Source organism: Novosphingobium ginsenosidimutans, assembly GCF_007954425.1.
Taxonomy (GTDB): domain Bacteria; phylum Pseudomonadota; class Alphaproteobacteria; order Sphingomonadales; family Sphingomonadaceae; genus Novosphingobium; species Novosphingobium ginsenosidimutans.
Genome location: NZ_CP042345.1, coordinates 2,803,024 through 2,823,342 on the forward strand (window position 1 = coordinate 2,803,024; position 20,319 = coordinate 2,823,342).

General features: G+C 64.8%; 18 protein-coding genes. 9 read left to right on the top strand and 9 right to left on the bottom strand.

Annotation, left to right across the window (positions count from 1 at the left end):
* The first annotated feature begins 99 nt into the window (after window positions 1–99).
* On the top strand, window positions 100–894 hold the full coding sequence (gene ygiD / locus FRF71_RS13765; RefSeq protein ID WP_147091192.1) for a 4,5-DOPA-extradiol-dioxygenase: 795 nt from the start codon (window positions 100–102) through the stop codon (window positions 892–894).
* Between the two features lie 65 nt (window positions 895–959).
* Window positions 960–1,763 (top strand): lipid II flippase Amj family protein, encoded by an 804-nt coding sequence (locus FRF71_RS13770; protein ID WP_147091193.1) that lies wholly within the window; start codon window positions 960–962, stop codon window positions 1,761–1,763.
* A 4-nt stretch (window positions 1,764–1,767) separates the two neighbouring features.
* Here FRF71_RS13770 and FRF71_RS13775 read toward each other — a convergent pair whose 3' ends face one another.
* The 4 genes from FRF71_RS13775 to FRF71_RS13790 form a co-directional block, all read right to left on the bottom strand.
* Window positions 1,768–3,060, bottom strand: coding sequence for a spinster family MFS transporter (locus tag FRF71_RS13775; RefSeq protein ID WP_147091194.1), 1,293 nt, complete (start codon window positions 3,058–3,060; stop codon window positions 1,768–1,770).
* 98 nt (window positions 3,061–3,158) lie between these two features.
* Window positions 3,159–4,166: an aspartyl/asparaginyl beta-hydroxylase domain-containing protein gene (locus FRF71_RS13780; RefSeq protein ID WP_147091195.1), complete on the bottom strand. Its 1,008-nt coding sequence runs from the start codon at window positions 4,164–4,166 to the stop codon at window positions 3,159–3,161.
* 2 nt (window positions 4,167–4,168) lie between these two features.
* A complete protein-coding gene (locus FRF71_RS13785; RefSeq protein WP_147091671.1) occupies window positions 4,169–5,368 on the bottom strand; it encodes an exo-beta-N-acetylmuramidase NamZ family protein in 1,200 nt (399 codons plus the stop codon).
* Window positions 5,369–5,370: 2 nt separating this feature from the next.
* Window positions 5,371–5,880 carry a DOMON domain-containing protein gene (locus tag FRF71_RS13790; RefSeq protein ID WP_147091196.1) on the bottom strand — a complete coding sequence of 170 codons (510 nt, stop codon included), beginning with the start codon at window positions 5,878–5,880 and terminating at the stop codon, window positions 5,371–5,373.
* Between the two features lie 92 nt (window positions 5,881–5,972).
* Here FRF71_RS13790 and tyrS point away from each other — a divergent pair, with 92 nt between their 5' ends.
* The 6 genes from tyrS (at window position 5,973) to FRF71_RS13820 (ending at window position 12,776) form a co-directional block, all read left to right on the top strand.
* Window positions 5,973–7,196 carry a tyrosine--tRNA ligase gene (gene tyrS, locus FRF71_RS13795; RefSeq protein WP_147091197.1) on the top strand — a complete coding sequence of 408 codons (1,224 nt, stop codon included), beginning with the start codon at window positions 5,973–5,975 and terminating at the stop codon, window positions 7,194–7,196.
* Window positions 7,197–7,294: 98 nt separating this feature from the next.
* On the top strand, window positions 7,295–7,636 hold the full coding sequence (locus tag FRF71_RS13800) for a PilZ domain-containing protein (RefSeq protein ID WP_147091672.1): 342 nt from the start codon (window positions 7,295–7,297) through the stop codon (window positions 7,634–7,636).
* Between the two features lie 86 nt (window positions 7,637–7,722).
* A complete protein-coding gene (locus FRF71_RS13805) occupies window positions 7,723–9,828 on the top strand; it encodes a TonB-dependent receptor (RefSeq protein WP_147091198.1) in 2,106 nt (701 codons plus the stop codon).
* 55 nt (window positions 9,829–9,883) lie between these two features.
* Window positions 9,884–11,161, top strand: coding sequence for an MFS transporter (locus FRF71_RS13810; RefSeq protein WP_147091199.1), 1,278 nt, complete (start codon window positions 9,884–9,886; stop codon window positions 11,159–11,161).
* Window positions 11,158–12,075, top strand: coding sequence for a cysteine synthase A (gene cysK / locus FRF71_RS13815; protein ID WP_147091200.1), 918 nt, complete (start codon window positions 11,158–11,160; stop codon window positions 12,073–12,075). Before FRF71_RS13810 ends, cysK begins: the two co-directional genes overlap by 4 nt.
* Window positions 12,072–12,776 carry a dienelactone hydrolase family protein gene (locus tag FRF71_RS13820; protein ID WP_147091201.1) on the top strand — a complete coding sequence of 235 codons (705 nt, stop codon included), beginning with the start codon at window positions 12,072–12,074 and terminating at the stop codon, window positions 12,774–12,776. The genes cysK and FRF71_RS13820 overlap by 4 nt, the downstream gene beginning before the upstream one ends.
* A gap of 264 nt (window positions 12,777–13,040) precedes the next feature.
* On the opposite strand, the gene FRF71_RS13825 is transcribed toward FRF71_RS13820, so the two are convergent.
* The 4 genes from FRF71_RS13825 to FRF71_RS13840 form a co-directional block, all read right to left on the bottom strand.
* Complete coding sequence (locus FRF71_RS13825) at window positions 13,041–14,843, bottom strand: acyl-CoA dehydrogenase C-terminal domain-containing protein (RefSeq protein WP_147091202.1); 1,803 nt, start codon at window positions 14,841–14,843, stop codon at window positions 13,041–13,043.
* Window positions 14,844–14,868: 25 nt separating this feature from the next.
* Window positions 14,869–15,315 carry a MerR family transcriptional regulator gene (locus FRF71_RS13830; protein ID WP_147091203.1) on the bottom strand — a complete coding sequence of 149 codons (447 nt, stop codon included), beginning with the start codon at window positions 15,313–15,315 and terminating at the stop codon, window positions 14,869–14,871.
* Window positions 15,316–15,348: 33 nt separating this feature from the next.
* A complete protein-coding gene (hisI, locus tag FRF71_RS13835; protein WP_147091204.1) occupies window positions 15,349–15,720 on the bottom strand; it encodes a phosphoribosyl-AMP cyclohydrolase in 372 nt (123 codons plus the stop codon).
* 268 nt (window positions 15,721–15,988) lie between these two features.
* Entirely contained in the window at window positions 15,989–16,729 is a 741-nt protein-coding gene (locus FRF71_RS13840; protein WP_147091205.1) for a ComF family protein, read from the bottom strand.
* Between the two features lie 51 nt (window positions 16,730–16,780).
* Here FRF71_RS13840 and FRF71_RS13845 point away from each other — a divergent pair, with 51 nt between their 5' ends.
* Window positions 16,781–17,524 carry a class I SAM-dependent methyltransferase gene (locus FRF71_RS13845; RefSeq protein WP_147091206.1) on the top strand — a complete coding sequence of 248 codons (744 nt, stop codon included), beginning with the start codon at window positions 16,781–16,783 and terminating at the stop codon, window positions 17,522–17,524.
* Here the strand turns inward: FRF71_RS13845 and ppdK are convergent.
* The gene (gene ppdK, locus FRF71_RS13850) at window positions 17,505–20,180 is read right to left on the bottom strand and encodes a pyruvate, phosphate dikinase (RefSeq protein WP_147091207.1); all 2,676 of its coding nucleotides are present in this window, start codon (window positions 20,178–20,180) and stop codon (window positions 17,505–17,507) included. The genes FRF71_RS13845 and ppdK overlap by 20 nt on opposite strands.
* Window positions 20,181–20,319: the final 139 nt, after the last annotated feature.

Sequence of the window (20,319 nt, forward strand, 5' to 3'; positions counted from 1 at the left end):
TTTCACCGTTCCGGTGTAACCTGTCAGAAGCCGCGCCGGTTTCGTTGGTGAAAGAAATAGTTGGCTTGATTGCAGCCTTAGCCGGTCCATCTACAGGACATGACCCAGCGGCTTCCCACCCTTTTCCTCGGCCACGGCTCGCCCATGACCGTGATCACCGATGGCCCCGAACGGCGCGCCTGGCAGAACTTGGGCCAGTCGCTCCCGCGGCCCAAGGCAATCCTGGTCGTCTCCGCTCACTGGGAGACGCGGGGCAAGATTCACCTGACCGGCGGCATGGCACCGCGCACGATCCACGACTTCGGCGGGTTTCCGGACGAACTCTACGCCATCCAGTATCCGGCGCCCGGATCTCCAGCCTTGGTGCAAAGGGTGATCGATCTAATCGGTGCCAATAAGACGAAGGCGGACGATAGCTGGGGCTTCGATCACGGCGCCTGGGGCGTCGTACAGCCGATGTATCCGGCGGCCGACATACCGCTTGTGGTGATGAGCCTGAACCGCAGCCTTTCGGCCGAGGAACACCTGGCAGTCGCGGCCAAGCTCGCGCCACTGCGCAACGAAGGTGTGCTGATCATCTGCAGCGGGAACGTGGTGCACAACCTGCGGCTGTGGCGGCAATTTGCCGGAACCGTGCCAGATTGGGCGCGCGGGTTTCAGGACCGGATCAGTGCTGCGGTTGGTTCTGGCGACCATGCAGCGCTCACCCGCTGCGCCGCCGATGACCAGGCAGCCAGCGAGGCAATCAACAGCGGCGAGCATTACCTGCCACTGCTCTACGCGGTTGGCGCGCGTTTGCCGGGCGATGACTGTGCGGTGTTCAACGACAGCATCGACGGCGCCCTATCGATGACCAGCTACCTGATTGGCGATACCCGCTTGGTGGCTGCCTGACGCGAGATTGTGGACCATTGCCGATCGCGATGGCGGCGACGCAATCTCGCCGCTAGAAGCGCGGCATGGATAGCCAGCTTCTGATCATCTGCCTGCTTACTGCCGCAATCAACCTGATCGGTACGCTGGCCTATGCCGCCCGCATTGCCGGGGTGCGGACGCGGCGGATCGCGATGAGCTTTGCGCTGTTCAACATCCTCGTGCTGGTCAGCCGCACGTCCAACTCGTTCCTCGGGCCCTTCCTGGCCAAGCGGATCGAGGTGCGAATTTCCGAAGGCGGCGGGGAAGCCCTGCTATTCGATTTTCACCTCGTGCTGGCCTCGGCCTCGCTGGCGGTACTGATCGGCATTCTGCTGGTTCCCACCGGGCAGCGCTTGTTCGCCAGCGCCATCGGCTATTTCCAGCAACACCGCTCTACCACCCGAATGCTGCTGCGCACCGCCACTCCCGCAGGTTTGCATACCTTACGCAAGGCAATCACGCCGCCCAGCCCATCAATTTTCAAGGAGCTGGTCAAGGAACGCGGCGTTGGCTGGGGCGTGCTGCTGGCCAACTGCCTGGCCCAGGCGCTGATCACGGTCGGCGTGGTCGCCTCGCTCTATGCAGGGTACCTCAATCCCGAATTCCGCGTCACCGCTTCGCAGCTCTCCGCCGTAGTCAATGGGTTTGCCACGATCCTGCTGTTCGCGCTGATCGACCCACAGCTTTCGGTGATGACCGACGATGTGGTCGAAGGCCGGGTCAGCGAAGCGCTGTTCCGCCGCACGATAGTCTGGATCAGCCTCAGCCGCCTTGCCGGCACCTTGCTGGCCCAGCTGCTGTTCCTGCCATCGGCCCAGGCGATTGCCTGGGTGGCGAACTACGTCTGACCGCTCAGCCCTTCTTGTCGAGCTCGTCGTTCAGCCGCAGGCTGGCGCGCCAGAAGAAGAAGGCCGGAATGAAACCAAGCCATGCCGCGCCAAACAGCACCCAGCGCACGCTGTCGGTGCCTGCCATGGGCTGCAGCCAGTCTGACAGGGCGCCAAACACGAACGGCCCCAGCCCCAGGCCGATCAGATTCTGGCCAAACAGCATGACCGAGGCGGCGACCGCCCGCAGCTCCTTGCGAACCAGCCCCTGCACACAGGCATAGGCTGGGCCATAATAGGCCGCGTTGAGAATTGTCGGAACGAGGATCAACAGGCCCGCCACCCACCAGATTGGCGCGCCATAGCCCAGGAACTGGATCGGCGCCGCAACCGCCATGCCGACTGCGGGAAGCGTCAGGATGTGGCGGCGATTTGTTGCACCAAAGCGATCCGCGGCCCAGCCACCGAGCCAGGTACCGAACACGCCGGCAATGCCCAGCGTGACCGAGCCGATCAGGCCAACCTCTGTCGTCGTCATGCCATGGCTGCGGATGAACAGGGACAGCGTCCACAGCCCCTTGCCATAGCTGAGGAAGGCCGCGAACGAAGCGGCCACTAGCAGCAGCACGTAAGCGCGCGAGGCAAACACTTCGGCGACGGCTTCACGCACCGGGACCTGCGCCGGGCCGGCCGGGCTGGCTTGCCCCTTGATCAGGCCAGAGCGGCGCGGCTCACGCAGCAGCAGCGGCAACAAAACGGCGAGCAGAAGCCCTGGCGCGCCAACCAGCATCAAGGCAACCCGCCAGCCCCAGATGTCATTGACCACGCCGCCAATCACCAGGCCGAGCAAGGTGCCGATCGGCACGCCCATGCCATAGAAGGCAATTGCCGAGGCCCGCTTTTCAGGGGCAACCGCATCGCTGATCAGGCTGTGTGCCGAGGGCGTGCAACCCGCCTCGCCCACCCCAACACCGATCCGGGCGAGCGCCATCTGCCAGAAATTCTGCGCAAAGCCGCACAGCACGGTCATGCCCGACCAGATCGCCAGCGAAACCGAGATCAGCGAAATCCGGTTGGTGCTGGCGCGGTCGGCATAGCGCGCGATCGGGATGCCCAGCACGGCATAGAACACGGCGAAGGCCGGGCCTGCCAGCAAGCCCAGCTGGGTGTCGCTGAGCCCAAGTTCATCCTTGATCGGTTCAGCCAGGATGTTGAGGATCTGGCGATCCAGAAAATTCAGAATGTAGACGATCAGCAGGACCCAGAGCGTAACACGCAGCGAATTCACGGGCTTGGGGCCCGCCGTTGCTTCTGCCATCGATCATCCTCTCTTGGCCCCGGCGCTTGAGCACCGCGAATCCCATCCGCATCGAAAGTGGCGGGCAGGACCGACCGGGTCAACCCCGACCTGAGGTCTCAGGCAGCATCAACGATCCGGAACAGCGTGGCGATCTGCTGCTGCTCCACTTGCGATACTTCGGGCCGCCAGACATCGAAGATCAGCACCAGGCGATCGTGATCGCTATCATTCCAGGCTTCGTGTTCAACCGAATCGTCAAACACCATCAACTCGCCCACCTGCCATTCGCGAGTTTCCTCACCGACCCGGAAGCCGCAGCCGGGCGGAACCACCAGCGGCAGGTGGCAGATAAAGCGGGCGTTGATCATGCCGGTATGCGCCGGGATGCGCGAATGCGGGCGCAGCAGCGAGAACATCGGCGTCGGCGCGCGATTGGGAATGCGGCACAACGGGACCGGCCCTTCCAACGCGGCATAGGTCTGCGGCGTGCGGGCGATCCGGTCAGGCAGCGGAGTGCCCTTGTCGGTCAGCTCCCAGGTGCTCCAGTCAGCATTGCCGAGCAAGCCGTGAACATCGCCCTGCGGCCGCCCTTCCTGGAGCTTGGCATAGGGCGTGAAGGCCTGCTGATCGGCGAGCAGGTCTAGCGCCTCGGCCAGGATGGCTGCGGTCTGTGCCTCCAGCGCCGCACGCCAGGGATAGTCCGCCGGATCGGCAAATTGAACATAAGGCAGGTCCGGGTAGTAATAGGTCTGCGGCAACTGCGGGAACTTGCCGCCCTCGGTTCCGCGCTGCCGCTCACCCAGCATGATCTCCAACGATTTCTGGAATTGGGGGTGCCGCTCGGCGCGGGTCAGTCCAGCCTGGTCCAGCCCCTCTAGCAGCAACTGCCGCTGACGCCGCCCGATCCATTCGACTGCCGCTTCGGCCCGGGCGCGCTCACCAAAGGAGACGGCGCGGCCTTCGAATGCGAGGTTGAGCACCCCGCGAAACCATGCCCCGGCCGAGCGCAGGTCACCCGCCTGCAGGAGGTGCTCGGCCTTGGACAGCATCGCGGCGGAATCGGTGCGGTTACGCTCCAGGCGGCGCTCAGTCTCGGCCAGGTCAAAGCGGGGTTCGGGCGTCATGATCAATAGAGCCTGTAAGGGGTGCTGGCGGCGATCCAGGCCGCTTCATCGGTGCCGGCAAGCCTTTCCAGGTCGCCCGCTTCGGCAGCGGGATCGTCGACCCATTCGCGCAAGGCCGGTCCGCCGTTGATCACGTCGATCGCGAGCCTTTCGAACTCGTACTCATAGGGGAAGTCGCGCCACAGCTCGTAATCGGGATAGAGCCGCCGGATCGCCTTGAAGGCCAGTGCCTGCAAGCGCCAGGGGCGGAAGGCGTGGTGATCGTAGAAGCCGCCCTCGGCGTGGATCATCAGCCCGTTGCAAAGCTGCCCGGCATGCTTGTGGAAGGTTGGCGTGAACCAGACCTCGCGCAGCGCGCAGCCCGCCAGCCATTGCGGGGCAAGCCGCCGCATCTCGGCATGGACCGCCTTGGCATCGATATCAGGCGCGCCGAACAGCACTTCGAGCGGCCGGGTCGTGCCGCGCCCTTCGGACAGGGTCGCGCCTTCGAGCATGACAGTCCCGGCATAGGCGCGGGCCATGTTGAGGCTGGCGGCATTGGGACTGGGATTGATCCAGATCCGGCTTTCGGGCCAGCCCCAGCCCGGCGCGGCCTCCGGCGTCCAGCCCTGCATCGTGATCACCCGATAGGGCACGTCCAGCTTGTTCTCGGTAATGAACCACTGGCCCATTTCGCCAAGGGTCAGCCCGTGGCGCATCGGCATCGGCCCGGCCCCGACAAAGCTCTCCTGCCCCGGCACCAGCAGCGTGCCTTCGACCGGACGACCGGCCGGATTGGGGCGATCCAGCACCCAGACCTCCTTGCCGGTGCCGGAAGCCGCCTCGAGCAGATAGAGCAGCGTCGTGACGAAGGTGTAGATCCGGCAGCCCAGGTCCTGGAGATCGAACAGAAAAACGTCGGCGGTCGACATCATCTGCCCGGTTGGGCGGCGCACTTCGCCATAGAGGCTGAAGACCGGGATGTTGTAATGCGGATCGAGCTCGTCCGCGGTTTCGACCATGTTGTCCTGCTTGTCGCCTTTCAGGCCGTGCTGCGGGCCAAAGGCGGCGGTGACATTGATCCCGGCGGCAATCAAAGCGTCGAGCGAATGGGTCAGGTCGGCGGTGACGCTCGCCGGGTGCGCGACCAGCGCGACCCGCTTGCCAGCCAGCGGCGCGCGCAGCTCCGGCTCGGCCAGCAGGCGGTCGATCCCGAACAGCACGCTCATGCCGGCAGCTCCAGCGCGCGGCATTCGCTGGCGTGGAATTCGGGGGAACCGGAGCGGAAGGCCAGCGCCCAGAAGCGATTCACGCCGTCCTCGTCCTCAATGATCCCGTTCAAAGCGACTGTCGCCGGGACCGGCAGGGTCGAGCGGATTTCGGCCGTAAGGCGCAGTTCGCTGTCGCTGACCGTCACCGCAATTTCAACTTCGGCCGGGGCATCGCGCATCCCTTCGCGGAAGGCATCGAAATCATAGCAGGCCCAGCGGGTCGAGGGTGAGAGGTTGAACTCACGATAGCTGGTGCCGTCGTGGCTCCAGAAGATCTCGAAGCAGGTGGTCTTCCAGAGGTTGTCGAACCGGCCGGGCGTGGCCACGGTCGGCACGGCGATCTTGGTTACGTCGCCGCGCGCGACGAATGTGGCACGGCAGCCATCAGCGGTCGGGACAATGGCGGCCTCGATCGAATGGATCGAGCCGCTCGCGCAATCGGGGTGGAGAACCAGGCTATGCATCGCCGCCTAATGCCCGCTGCCCGAAGGAGCATCAAGCGGCACGTCATGCGGCACTTGGGCTTGTCCGCAACCGCTGCTATGGGCGCGGCGCGATGACTTACAAATCCAGCCTCCTGCGCCTGCTCGATGAACGTGGCTACGTCCACCAGATGACCGATGCCGAGGGTCTTGATGCCCTGGCTGCCAAGCAGGTGGTGCCCGGCTATATCGGCTTTGACGCGACCGCGCCCTCGCTCCATGTCGGCAGCCTGGTGCAGATCATGCTGCTGCGGCGGCTGCAGCAGGCCGGGCACAAGCCGGTTGTGCTGATGGGTGGCGGAACGACCCGGATCGGCGATCCGACCGGACGCGACGAGAGCCGCAAGATGCTCAGCGACGAAGTGATCGAGGCCAACATCGCCTCAATCCGCACGATCTTCGAACGCTTCCTGACCTTTGGCGACGGGCCGACCGATGCGATCATGGTCAATAACCACGATTGGCTGGGCCAGCTGGGCTATATCCAGCTGCTGCAGGAAGTCGGCACGCACTTCACGGTCAACCGGATGCTGACTTTCGATTCGGTCAAGCTGCGGCTTGAGCGCGAACAGCCGATGACCTTCCTGGAATTCAACTACATGATCCTCCAGGGTTACGACTTCCGCCACCTCGCCAAGAATGCCGGGGTCCGCCTGCAGATGGGCGGCAGCGACCAGTGGGGCAATATCGTCAACGGGATTGAGCTGTCGCGGCGGATGGACGGGACCGAAGTCTTCGGCGTCACCACCCCGCTGCTGACCACGGCCGATGGCGCCAAGATGGGCAAGACCGCCGCCGGCGCCGTCTGGCTCAACGACGATGCGCTGCCAGCTTACGATTTCTGGCAATACTGGCGCAACGCGGATGACCGCGACGTCGGCAAGTTTCTGCGCCTGTTCACCGATCTGCCGCTGGACGAGATCGCCCGGCTCGAAGCGCTGGAAGGCGCCGAAATCAACCAGGCCAAGATCGTGCTTGCCAACGAGGTTACCCGCCTGTGCCGCGGCGAAGATGCTGCCAAGGCCGCCGAAGTCACTGCCGCCGCCACATTTGCCGGGGGCGGCGTGGGTGAAGACTTGCCCGAACTGACGCTTCCCGCCGAAGGGCTTGGCCTGATCGATGCCCTGGTCGGGATCGGCTTCGCCGCGAGCCGGGGTGAAGCCAAGCGGCTGATAGCCGGTGGCGGGGCCCGCATCGATGGCGAAAGCGTTACCGACGAAACGCACCATATTACGGGGGTGTCCGAGGTCCGCATCTCTGCCGGCAAGAAAAAGCATGGAGTGCTGCGACCGGCCTAAACGGCTGAATTCAAAAAAATCTTCCAGCAGTTTACCCTTTCTTTGCTCATTGCCGACATAGTGCTGCCTGTATCAACCTGATGGAGGCGCACGAAGCCATGTCTTCGCGAGCACAACTGACTGTTACCGACCTGCGCCGGGCCACCCGGCATCCGGTCGATCACAAGGTCATCGGCGAACACCGCCGGCTCGGCGACGTGCACATGCGCATCGTCAACATCTCGGCCCATGGCTTCATGACCGAGGGCGAGATCAGCTTCGAACGCGGCGAACGCGTCGTGATCCGCCTGCCTGAAGTGGGCCGGATCGAGGCGCACATGATCTGGACATCGGGCGATCGGGCCGGCTTCCAGTTCGAACGGATTATCCGGCTCGAAGACTTCATGAAGCTGATCGATACGCTTCAGCCCAACCCGCGCCTGCGTCCGGCCCGGCGCTGATTCCCGACGACGAACGGCGGCTGCGCATCGACGAGTCGCTTTGACCAGACTTGATATAGTATAACATAGCGTTTAGTGGGCGCGCTATGTTCAAGCACCGACTGAGCCTGACGGCCCTCGCCATCGCCCTGCTGCCTACCGCAGCCCTTGCCAATGACGAACAGGGTGACGATCCCCATGGCAAGGCTCATGCGGACGATGATGGTATCGTCGTGGTCGGCCACCCGCCGGTCGATTTCAACCTCCTTAACAGCACTAGCACGATCGAGGGTGACAAGCTCGACGTCAGCCTGCGTGGTCAGCTGGGTGAAACCCTTGCCAGCCTGCCGGGTGTTTCGGCCACCTCGTTCACTCCCGGTGCCTCGCGCCCGGTGTTACGCGGTTTTGACGGCGACCGCATCAGGGTGCTGACCGACGGGATTGGCGCGATCGACGCCTCCAGCGTCTCAGCCGACCATGCCGTGGTCTTTGATGCGCTGACAGTTGACCATATCGACGTGCTGCATGGCCCCGCCGTGTTGCTATTCGGCGGCCAGGCAATCGGCGGCGCGGTCAACGCGCTCGACAAGCGCATTCCGCGTGCCGTGCCGGACGGCATCAAGCTAGATGTGCTTGGCTCCTATGGCTCTGCGGCCAGCGAACGCGCCGCATCGGGCGCGGCGCAGTTCCGCCTCGGGGATCGCTGGGCCGCCAGCGTCGATGCCTCGTGGCGCAAGAGCGATGACCTTAAAGTCCCGGGTTTCGTCAATTCACCGTCCCTGCGCGCTGCCCTACTCGATGAGGCCGCCGAATATCGCGCTGATGGCGAACCGGCCGAAGCTGAGGAATACGAGGAACTCGCCAACCTGAGCGGCAAGGTCCCCAACACCGCCGCGCGCAGCACGACCTTTGGTGCGGGTCTGGCCTTCATCGATGCAGGCGGGAACCTGGGCATCTCGGTCCAACGCCAGGACATGCGTTATGGCCTGCCTTCGCGGCCCGGCGCCGGTCACCACGATCACGGCGGCGGCGATCACGGCGAAGAGCCGGTTTCGATCGAACTCGGGCAGACCCGCGTCGACCTGCGCGGCGCTGTCGAACTGGGCGATGGCCTGTTCGATTCGATCCAGGTCCGCAGCGCCTTCGGTGATTACCAGCATATCGAATTCGAAGGTGACGAGGTTGGCACGACCTTCACCGGCCGCGGGGTCGAGGCGCGGGCCGACCTGGTGCAGAACACCAAGGGCGGCTGGCGCGGCCGCAGCGGGATCCAGTATTTCACTCGCAACCTGTCGATAGTTGGCGCCGAGGCCTTTGCCCCGTCAAACGACGTGACCCGCTTCGGGGTGTTCACGCTCCAGTCGCTGCGCATTGGCCAGATCGAGCTGGAGGGAGCGGGCCGCTATGAACGCGCCACGGTCCGCGCCAATTCGGTCGGCTTCCAGCAGGCCTATGATCTATGGAGCGGGTCGGCCGGCCTGACCTGGCGCTTTGCCCCCGGCTGGAAGCTGGGCGCGAGCTATATCCGCGGTGCCCGCGCGCCCGCGCCGGAAGAGCTGCTGTCCGACGGCCTTCACGTTGCCACCCAGTCCTACGAGCTAGGCAACGCAGCCTTCCGCCCCGAAACCAGCAACGGCGGCGAAGTCTTCCTGCGGTACGATGGCGGGCGCTATAACCTCTCGCTCACCGGCTACCTTTCCGATTTCGACAGCTTCATCGCGGCCCTGCCCAATGGCGCCGAGATCGATGGCTTCCCGGTGTTCGAATACTCCCAGGGCAAGGCCCGCTTCCAGGGCTTCGAGGCCGCAGCCAGCGCCAAGGTGCTGGACTGGACCGACGGCGGCCTGACGCTCGATGCCCAGGCCGACTATACCCATGCCGAGCTAAAGGGCGTCGGCCCGGTTCCGCGCATTCCGCCGCTGCGGCTGCGCGGCGGGGCCGAGTTCGAGTTTGGCCCGCTGCACTTGCGCAGCGAAGTCGAATGGAACGACAAGCAGGACCGCGTCGCCAGCTTCGAAACCCCGGTCGCTGGCTTCACCCTGGTCAACGTCTCGGCCGTCTGGCACCCGCTGGGCGACGAGGGTCCGCTGACGCTGAGCCTTGCGGCCAACAACCTGTTTAACGTTTCGGCCCGCCGTGCCGCCTCGTTCACCCGCGATTTCGTGCCGCTGGCCGGCCGCGACGTGCGTGTGACCGCAAAGCTATCCTTCTGAGGAAAGAAGCAGCACTCGGCTTGGCAAGCGTCTTTGGCGCTGCCATGCCGGGGGCGTGAGCACGCCGACCCATCCGCTGCAGATCCGCGACTATCGCCTGGTCTGGCTGGCACGGTTCGCATCGGTCGCCGCCACCACCGCCATGGTCGTGGTCGTCGCCGCCCAGACCTACCAGATCGCGCGGACCGATTACGGCTACGATACCAAGCAGGCCGCATTCCTGATCGGCACGCTGGGCCTCGCGCAGTTCATTCCCTTCCTGCTGCTGACCCCGGTCGCCGGGCTGGTGGCTGACCGGATGGACCGTCGCTTCGTCGGCGCGGCCTCCTCGCTGCTCGATCTGCTGGTCGCGCTGACGCTGATCGCAGCCAATACGCTGGGGCTGGTCAGCCTGCCGCTGCTGTTCGTCATGGCTGCCCTGCACGGCGCGGCGCGCGTCTTCATCGGTCCGGCGATCAGTTCGATCGTCCCCAATGTGGTCCCGGCCGATATCCTGCCCAAGGCTGTCGCGACCGGATCGATCGCCTGGCAAAGCGCCTCGGTGCTCGGCCCGGCGCTTGGCGGCTTCCTGCTCGCCCGGGGCGATGCCCTGCCATATGTCTGGTCGGCGGTCCTGCTGTCGATCGCCATCGTCGGTCTTCTTTTCATCAAGCCGTTGCCGCTCAAGCCCAAAAGCACCGAACCTCCGCTCCGCCAGATTTCCGAGGGCGCGCGGTTTGTCTGGCGTGAGCGGTTTCTGCTCGGCTGCGTCTCGCTCGATCTCTTTGCCGTGCTGCTGGGCGGCGCCACCGCCATGTTGCCGGCCTTTGCCTATGATGTCCTGCACGTAGGCGACGAGGGCCTGGGCCTGCTGCGCGCCGCCCCGGCCCTGGGCGCGGCGCTGGTGGCGCTGTTCCTGGCTTTCTTCCCGCTCTCGCGAAACGTTGGGCCCAAGATGCTCTGGGCGGTGGCGATATTCGGCGCGGCAACGCTGGCCTTTGCTTTGTCCAAGAGCTTCCCCATCTCGCTGGCCATGCTGGCCCTATTGGGGGCGGCAGATCAGGTCTCGGTCTTCGTGCGTGGCACCCTGGTTCAGCTCAATACGCCTGATGAGATGCGCGGGCGGGTCTCCTCGATCTCGGGTCTGGCAATCTCAGCCTCAAACGAACTGGGCGAGATGCAATCCGGCTTGGCTGCTGGGCTGTTCGGCGCGGTCTGGGCGGTTGCGCTCGGCGGCGTCGGCGCGATTGTGGTAACAGCTGCCTGGGCCGTGCTATTCCCTGAACTACGCCGGGCAAAGACCTTTGCTCCGCAGTACCGCCATGTCATTCCAAAAGAAGGATCTGTGCCATGAAGGCTGACTCCGTTCTCGCTACGATCGGCAACACCCCGCACATCCGCCTTTCGCGGATGTTCCCGAACCACGAAGTCTGGATCAAGTCGGAGCGATCGAACCCGGGCGGTTCGATCAAGGACCGCATCGGCCTCGCCATGATCGAGGCGGCTGAAGCCGATGGCAGTCTGAAGCCCGGCGGCACGATCATTGAGCCGACCAGCGGCAACACCGGGATCGGCCTTGCCATGACGGCGGCGGTCAAGGGCTACAAGCTGGTCCTGGTCATGCCCGAATCGATGTCGCTTGAACGCCGCCGGCTGATGCTGGCCTATGGCGCGACCTTCGATTTGACCCCGCGCGAAAAGGGCATGAAGGGCGCGATCGAGCGGGCGCATGAGCTGATCGCCAGCACGCCCAATTCGTGGATGCCGCAGCAGTTCGAAAACCCGGCCAATATCGCCGTCCATGTCCGCACAACTTCACAAGAGATTCTGGCTGATTTCGCCGACACGCCGATCGACGCCCTGATCACCGGGGTTGGCACGGGCGGGCACCTGACCGGCTGCGCCGAAGCGCTCAAGGCCAAGTGGCCGGCAATGAAGGCCTGGGCGGTCGAGCCGACGCTTTCGCCGGTCATATCAGGCGGCCAGCCCTCGCCCCACCCGATCCAGGGGATCGGTGCGGGCTTCATTCCGGCCAACCTGCACACCCAGGCCATCGACGGCGCGATCCAGGTCGATCCGGCCGATGCCAAGGAAATGGCCCGCCGCTGCGCGCGCGAAGAAGGCATGCTGGTCGGCATCAGCTCGGGCGCGACCCTGGCAGCGATCGCCCAAAAGTTGCCTGACCTGCCCGCCGGCAGCCGCGTCCTGGGCTTCAACTACGATACCGGTGAACGCTACCTCTCGGTGCCGGACTTCCTGCCCGAATGAGCAGCCTCGAGCGGATTGCCTACGCCGATGGCGAGACAGCCCTGACCGGCTGGCTCGCCCGTCCGGCTGGAGTGCCCCGAGCCGCCGTCGCGGTCTATCCGACCTTCATGAACACGACGCCGGGGGTCGAAGCCAAGGCCCGCGCGCTGGCAGCGCAGGGGTACCTTGCCTTCGTCGCCGACTTCTATGGCCCCGATTCCCCGCATGACTTCGACAGCGCCAATGCGGCGATGATCAAGCTGCGCGCCGATCCCGCGGCGATGCGTCGGCGGCTACGCGCCACCCTGACCAAGCTGGACGAACTGGCACCTGGCATTCCCCAGGCCGCCATCGGCTTCTGCCTGGGCGGCATGGCTGTGCTCGAACTGGCCCGCGACGGCGCCGACCTGGTGCTTGTCGCCAGCTTCCACGGCCTGCTGCAATCGCCTTTGCCTGCCGCGCAGCCGATCAAGCCGCGCATCCTGGTCTGCCATGGCGATGTCGATTTCCTCGTCCCCCGCAGCCATGTGATGGCCTTCTGGGAAGAAATGGACGGCGTGAAGGCCGATTGGCACTTCCATAGCTATGCCGGGGTCGATCACGGCTTCACCAACCCGCTGACGCCGGCGGGCGCGCCCAATCCCAGCTACAACGCCAGCGCTGATCGGCAGTCATGGGCCGCGCTGCTGGGACTGCTCGACGAACTGCTTAGCCAGGCCTGACTGAGAGCCACCCTGCCCCGGCTCCGCATGTTTTCCTACATGACGCCCATCTGCTAAACAGCCGGGGCTCTTTCCAATTGTAGATCCGCTTCTGGCAAGTGCGCTGCCGGCGCACCGCAGCGGCCCGGCTTTTTCTTTTCTCCAACCCGTCGTTACCGCGGAAACCACCCCGAAAACGGCCGAAATCGGGCCCTTCCAGCTTGTTGGAAGAAGCGGACTCAGTGTCAACTGTGTCAACTTGAGCGTAACGCTGCTCCGCCCGGATCAGGCCGTAGCGAAAGCCTCGACCGGCAGGGCCATGACCGCCTCACTGCCTGCCTCGATCTTGCGGCGCAGCGCCGCAGCATCGGGGCAGAACCGCTCGCCGAAGTAGCGTGCAGTGGTCAGCTTGGCCTCGTAGAAGGTCTTGTCACCGGCGCCACTGGCCAGCGCCGAAAGTGCCGCAGTGCCCATCCGCAGCCACTGCGAACCAAGCGCAACGATGCCCATGATGTGCATGTAATGGTGCGCCCCGGCCCCGACCTGGTTGGGGTTGGTCATGCCATTGGCCATGAACCACATGGTCGCCGCCTTGAGCTCGGCATTGGCGGCTTCGACGGCTGCGGCCAGGCTGGCCAGTTCGGGCTTGTCCTTGGCCGCCGCACATTCGGTATCGACGATCGCGAAGAAGGCCTGCACCGCGCGCCCGCCATTCTGGGCCAGCTTGCGACCGACCAGATCCATTGCCTGAACCCCGTTGGCGCCTTCATAGATCATGGCGATGCGGGCATCGCGGACGAACTGGCTCATGCCCCATTCCTCGATGTAGCCGTGACCACCGAAGACCTGCTGCATGTTGGTGGCAACATCATAGCCCTTGTCGGTGCCATAGCCCTTGATCACCGGGGTCAGCAGGCTGATCAGGTCGTCAGCCGCCTGGCGCGCTTCCTCGGTCGCGGCCTTGTGGCTCAGGTCGACCTGAAGCGCGCCCCACAGGCAGAGCGAGCGCATGCCTTCGGTAAAGGCCTTGGCGTCCATCAGCATGCGCCGCACGTCCGGGTGAACGAACAGCGTATCGGCCTTCTCGCCCGGTTCGGCCGCGCCGGTCAGCGCCCGGCCCTGGCGGCGTTCGCCCGCATACTTGACCGCGTTCTGGTAGGCCACTTCGGCCTGGGCCAGGCCTTGGATGCCGACACCCAGGCGGGCGGCGTTCATCATGATGAACATGGCGGCGAGGCCTTTGTTCTCCTCGCCAACCAGGTAGCCGGTGGCGCCGTCATAGTTCATCACGCAGGTGGCATTGCCGTGAATGCCCATCTTGTGCTCGATCGAACCGCAAAACACGGCATTGCGCGCGCCAAGCGAGCCATCTTCGTTCACCAGCACCTTGGGCACGATGAACAGCGAAATGCCCTTGGTCGAATCCGGGGCATCCGGCAGCTTCGCCAGGACCAGGTGAATGATGTTTTCGGCCAGATCGTGCTCGCCCGACGAGATGAAGATCTTGGTGCCGGTGATCGCATAGCTGCCATCGGCTTGCGGCACGGCGCGGGTGCGGATCATGCCAAGGTCGGTCCCGCACTGCGGCTCGGTCAGGTTCATCGTGCCGAGCCACTCGCAGGTGACCATCTTGGGCACATACTTGGCCTTCTGCTCCGGCGAACCCTTGGCAAGGATCGCCGAGATCGCGCCGGCGGTAAGGCCGGGATACATCGAGAAGGCCTGGTTGGCGGAAGACATGAACTCTTCCATCAGCATGCCCAGCACGTGCGGCAGGCCCTGCCCGCCGAACTCTTCCGGCACCGACAGGGTCGACCAGCCCGCCTCGCGGAACTGCGCGAAGGCCGACTTGTAGACCGCCGGAACGCTAACCGAGCCATCGGCATGACGGGTGCAGCCTTCCTGATCGCCAGCGAGGTTAATCGGAGCGAGCACTTCCGAGCAGAACTTACCGGCTTCCTCGACCACAGCTTCCACCATGTCAGGGGTCGCGCCGGCGAAGCCGGGCAGGTCCGCATAGTCCTGAAGCTTGAGCACTTCGTTGATCAGAAAGCGGGCGTCACCGGTCGGTGCCTTGTAAACGGGCATGGGGGTCCTCGTTGTAAATTTGAATTCAACCGCGCGGGGCGCGATCGATGTTTTCGACAAGCGTGATGAAGTCGGTCAGTTCCCGGATCGCGGCATCTATATCGGCCCGCTGCTGCTGCATCCGTTCGACCTGCTGCTTGCACCGGGCGATAGTCACCCGGCGCTGCTCGACCCGACCATCCCCCAGGTCGTACAGGTCGATCATTTCCTTGATCTCGGTCAGGCTAAAGCCGACGTTCTTGGCGCGCATGATCCAGGCCAGCCGGGCCCGGTCGCGCTTCGAATAGACCCGGCTGAGACCCTGCCGCGCCGGGGCGATCAGGCCCTCGTCCTCGTAGAATCGCAGCGCGCGGGCGGTCAGCCCGAATTCCGCGGTCAGGTCGGAAATGGTGAACTGCTCACGCGCCAGGGCATCGGGCCGCTCAAGGTGAGCGCCGTCATGGGCAGGAGTCGTGGAAACCGGCGAGTCCATCGCCGCCTCCTCTAGGTTCCCTTTACGTAAGCGTCAATCGTCGATGCGCACCAGCAAATCGCCTTCGAGAGCGCGGTAGAAGCAACTCACCGCCCCGGTATGGCAGGCCGGACCGGCCGGACGAACGATCAGCACCAGCGCATCCTGGTCGCAATCGACGCGGATCTGCTCGACCTTCAGGACATGGCCCGAGCTTTCGCCCTTCATCCACAGCCGCCCGCGCGAACGTGAATGGAAATGCGCCAGGCCCGTCTCGCGGGTCCTCGCCAGGGCCTCCGCATCCATATGTGCCAGCATCAGGATTTCAAGGCTTTCAGCGTCGACCGCCACGGCGGTCAGCAGGCCATTGGCATCGAAACGGGGCTGAAACGAAGTCCCCTGCTCGCGGTCATCAGTCTCTGTCATGGCGCTTCCTTGTTGCACGATAACCACATGTGTCGACCAAAATCTGCAAGGCCGCCGCTTCGCGCTTTCCAGCGTGGCCAAGTTCGGTGAAAGAAGCGCTGCGGAAAGCAAGCGGCCAAGGTTCAGGGACCAGGCCGGCTCCCCGAAAAGGTGAGCCACCGCATGAGGGTTTGGCGAGGCGGTCAAGGGGGGCTGCCTAATCGCGCAAGCGACGCCTAACAGTTTCGTCACGAGGACGCCCGGAGCCCAGCTCCGGGCGTTTTCGTTTTCAGACGAGGTCCAACGCCTCATCAAGGACGCGAGCGAAACAGGCGATCTGGACCTTGCTGGCGCCAGCGCGCTTCAGGGCCTTCACGCAAGTCTCACTGGTCGAGCCGCTGGTCAGCACATCGTCGATCAGCAGGATCTGCCTGCCTCTAACTTGCCCGGCCCGTGCCGGATTGACGGCCATTGCGCCGCTTAACGCCCGCATTCGGGCCGCGCGACCTAGGCCGCCCAGCATCGGCGTAGCCTTGCGGCGGACCAACCCGTCAACCAGCAGCGAGGCCCCGGTGGCCGCGGCGAGCTCGCGCCCAAGCAAGGCCGACTGGTTGAAGCCGCGCCGCCAGAGCCGCCAGCGATGCAAGGGAACCGGCACGATGACCCAATCGGGTCCGACGGCAGGCAGCTTGGCGGCAATCAGTCTTGCGAGCAGCGGCGCCAGGGCGATGCGACGGCCATGCTTGAAGGCCAGGACTAGGCGGCGCGAGCCCTCAGTGTAAAGCGTGGCCGCGGCGATCCCGTCGTGGGCTGGCGGATTGGCTAAACATGGGCCGCAGACCATGCCCTCAGGCGCGCCCTCGCCGAAGGGGCGCTGACAACTGGCGCAGCAGGGCTCTCCGGGGATGGCGAGCTCGCTCCAGCAGTCGGAGCAGAGCCCACCCTGGCTGGCCAAAGCCTCGCCGCACAAGGGGCAGCGTGGCGGGAAGACCAGGTCCACGAGCGGGGCAATGGAAGCGGGAACCTGCATCGCAGACGACTATCGCTTGCGCCCGTTGCCAGCGCAAGGCAGTGCGGCCCGGTGAGCACTCCAGCCCCGCCCCTGATCTTCTCCCCTGCCCGCAGATTGGCCGTCCGCCGCCGCGCCCTGGCCCTGCAAGCCCGCCCGGGCGCGGCCCGATATCTAATCGCCGACATGGCCGAAGACTTGCTCGAGCGGCTTGCATTCCTGCGGCACGAACCAAAGCGAGTGCTGCTGATCGGAATGGCGCCCGCCGATCTCCTTGCCAGTCTTTCGGCGCGCGGTGCGGAGGTCACGCAGGTCGAGCCAGCCACCGGCTTCGCCGAGGAGCAGCCGTTTCCCGGGCGCGGCTTTGACCTGATTGCGAGCTTCGGGACGCTCGATACGGTCAACGACCTGCCCGGTGCGCTGATTCATATCCGCAACGCGCTGGCCCCAGGCGGACTGGCAATCGCCAGCTTTGTTGGCGCTGGCAGCTTGCCCGCGCTTCGCGCCGCGATGCTGGCTGCGGATGGTGATCGCCCCGCCCCAAGGCTCCATCCCACGGTCGATGTCCGGGCTGGTGGCCAGCTACTGCAGCGCGCCGGTTGGGCCGATCCGGTGGTGGACAGTCGCCCGCTCGCTGTTCGGTTCAGTAGTCTGAAAAGCCTGTTGGCAGACCTGCGGACGCAGGGTCTGACCAATGTGCTTTCTCAATCCGGACCGATCCTTACCCGTAAGCAATATTCAATTGTAAACGAGCAGTTTGGCACCGGAACCGTTGAGCGTTTCGAGATCTTGACGCTCAGCGGCTGGCGGCGTTAAGGGCAGCCTGCGCTGCCGCCAAGCGCGCAATCGGCACCCGGTAGGGCGAAGCGCTGACGTAATCGAGGCCAACCTTTTCGCAGAAAGCGATCGAGGCCGGATCACCGCCATGTTCGCCGCAGATGCCCAGCTTCAGGTCACCACGGGTCTGGCGACCCCGCTCGGCCGCCAGTTCGACCAGTTGACCGACACCCTCGATATCCAGGCTGACGAAGGGATCGCGCGGATAGATGCCCTGCTCGACGTAAGGGGTCAGGAAGCGCGCCGCGTCGTCCCGCGAGACGCCCAGAGTTGTTTGCGTCAGGTCATTGGTGCCGAATGAGAAGAACGTCGCATCCTCGGCAATCTCACCGGCCATCAAGGCGGCGCGCGGCAGCTCGATCATCGTCCCGACCAGATAGTCGATCCGCCGGCCTTGCTCGGCAAAGACGGCTTCCGCAGTGCGGTCGACCAGGGCCTTGAGGATCGTCAGCTCCTTGCGGGTGGCAACCAGGGGGATCATCACTTCAGGCACCGGCGCATCACCGCTTTCGGCGGCAACCGCACAGGCCGCTTCGAAGATCGCGCGGGCCTGCATCTCGTAGATCTCAGGGAAAGTGATCCCCAGGCGGCAGCCACGGTGGCCCAGCATCGGATTGAACTCATGGAGCTCGCCCGCCCGGCGCTTCAGCGTATCCACGCCGATGCCGATCGCTTCGGACAGTTCGGTAAAGTCCGCTTCGCTGTGCGGCAGGAACTCGTGCAGCGGCGGATCGAGCAGACGGATCGTCACCGGCAGGCCGGCCATGACCGCAAAGATCGCCTGGAAATCGGCGCGCTGCTCGGGCAGCAGCTTGGCAAGCGCAGCGCGGCGGCCGGCCTCGTCTTCGGCCAGGATCATCTGGCGCACGGCTGAGATGCGCGTGGCGTCGAAGAACATGTGCTCGGTCCGGCACAGGCCAATGCCCTCGGCCCCGAACTGGCGCGCCATGCGGCAGTCATCGGGCGTTTCGGCGTTGGTACGGACCTTCATCCGGCGGTGGCGATCCGCCCAGGCCATCAGCGTGCCAAAATCGCCGACCAGTTCCGGCTCGATGGTCGGGACCTTGCCAGCCATGACATCGCCATTGGCGCCATCGAGGGTAATGATGTCGCCTTCCTTGAGCTCGCGCTGCCCGATCTTGAGCGTACGACTGGCCATGTCGATCGACACAGCCGAAGCGCCTGAAACGCAAGGCCGACCCATCCCGCGCGCGACCACGGCGGCGTGCGACGTCATGCCGCCGCGCGCTGTCAGGATGCCCTTGGCGGCATGCATGCCGTGGATATCCTCCGGGCTGGTTTCGACCCGGACCAGGATCACGGCCTCGCCGCGTTCGGCGCGCTTTTCCGCCGTATCGGCATCAAGAACGATTGCGCCAGAGGCTGCACCCGGGCTGGCTGGCAAGCCGCGGGCGAGCACGTCGCGCGTCGCCGACGGATCAAGCGTCGGGTGGAGCAACTGGTCGAGCGCCATCGGATCGACGCGCTTGATGGCTGTGGCTTCGTCAATCAGCCCCTCGGCGACCATGTCGACCGCCATCTTCAGCGCGGCCTTGGCGGTGCGCTTGCCCGATCGGGTCTGGAGCATCCACAGCTTGCCGCGTTCCACGGTAAACTCGATGTCCTGCATATCGCGGTAATGCTTCTCAAGCAGTTCGAAGACCCCCGCGAGTTTGGCATAGGCCGCCGGCATCGCCTCTTCCATGCTAAGTGGCTTGGCCCCGGCACGCTCGCGCGCTGCCTTGGTCAGGTACTGCGGCGTGCGAATGCCGGCGACAACGTCCTCACCCTGGGCATTGACCAGCCATTCCCCGTAATAGGCCTTCTCGCCGGTTGCCGGGTCGCGCGTGAAAGCAACGCCGGTTGCACTGGTATCGCCCATATTGCCGAAGACCATGGCCTGGACGTTGACCGCCGTGCCCCAGTCACCCGGAATGTCATTGAGGCGCCGATAGACCTTGGCCCGGTCTGAATCCCAGCTGTCGAACACCGCCCGGATCGCGCCCCACAGCTGTTCGTGCGGGTCCTGCGGGAAGGAGCGACCCAGCTCGCTCTCCACGATGCCCTTGTATTCCCGCACCAGCGCCTGCCAGTGCGGAGCCTCCATCTCAACATCGGCATAAAAGCCGTTGTCTTCCTTGGCGATTTCCAGCGCATCCTCGAACAGGTGGTGATCGAGCCCGAGCACGACGTCAGAGTACATTTGGATGAAGCGGCGGTAGGAGTCCCAGGCAAAGCGCGGGTCGCCAGATGACGTCGCCAGCCCCTCCACCGTGGCGTCATTGAGGCCCAGGTTGAGCACCGTGTCCATCATGCCCGGCATCGAAACCCGCGCACCCGAACGGACCGAAACCAGCAGCGGATCGGCAGGATCGCCAAACTTCTTGCCGACGGCGGCCTCGATGTGGGCGAGCGCGGCCTGGACTTCGGCCTTCAGGCTCTCCGAAAAGTCGCCGCCTTCGGCCAGGTAACGGACGCATTCCTCGGTCGTGATCGTGAAGCCCGGTGGCACCGGCAGTCCGATGCCCGCCATTTCGGCCAGGTTGGCGCCCTTGCCCCCAACAATGGTCTTGTCGCGGCTGCGGGCGCTATCGTCGCGGGCACCGCCGCCGAAGGTATAGACTTGCTTGTTCACGTTTCCAGTCTCTTCCCTGAACTTGCAGGTTGACACAGTTGACACTGTGTCCGCTTCTTCCAACAAACGATTTCTGGTGCATTTCCAAGGAAACACATCCGAAATCCGGGCAGTTCGGCAGCGGGATGCGGAAAATTGT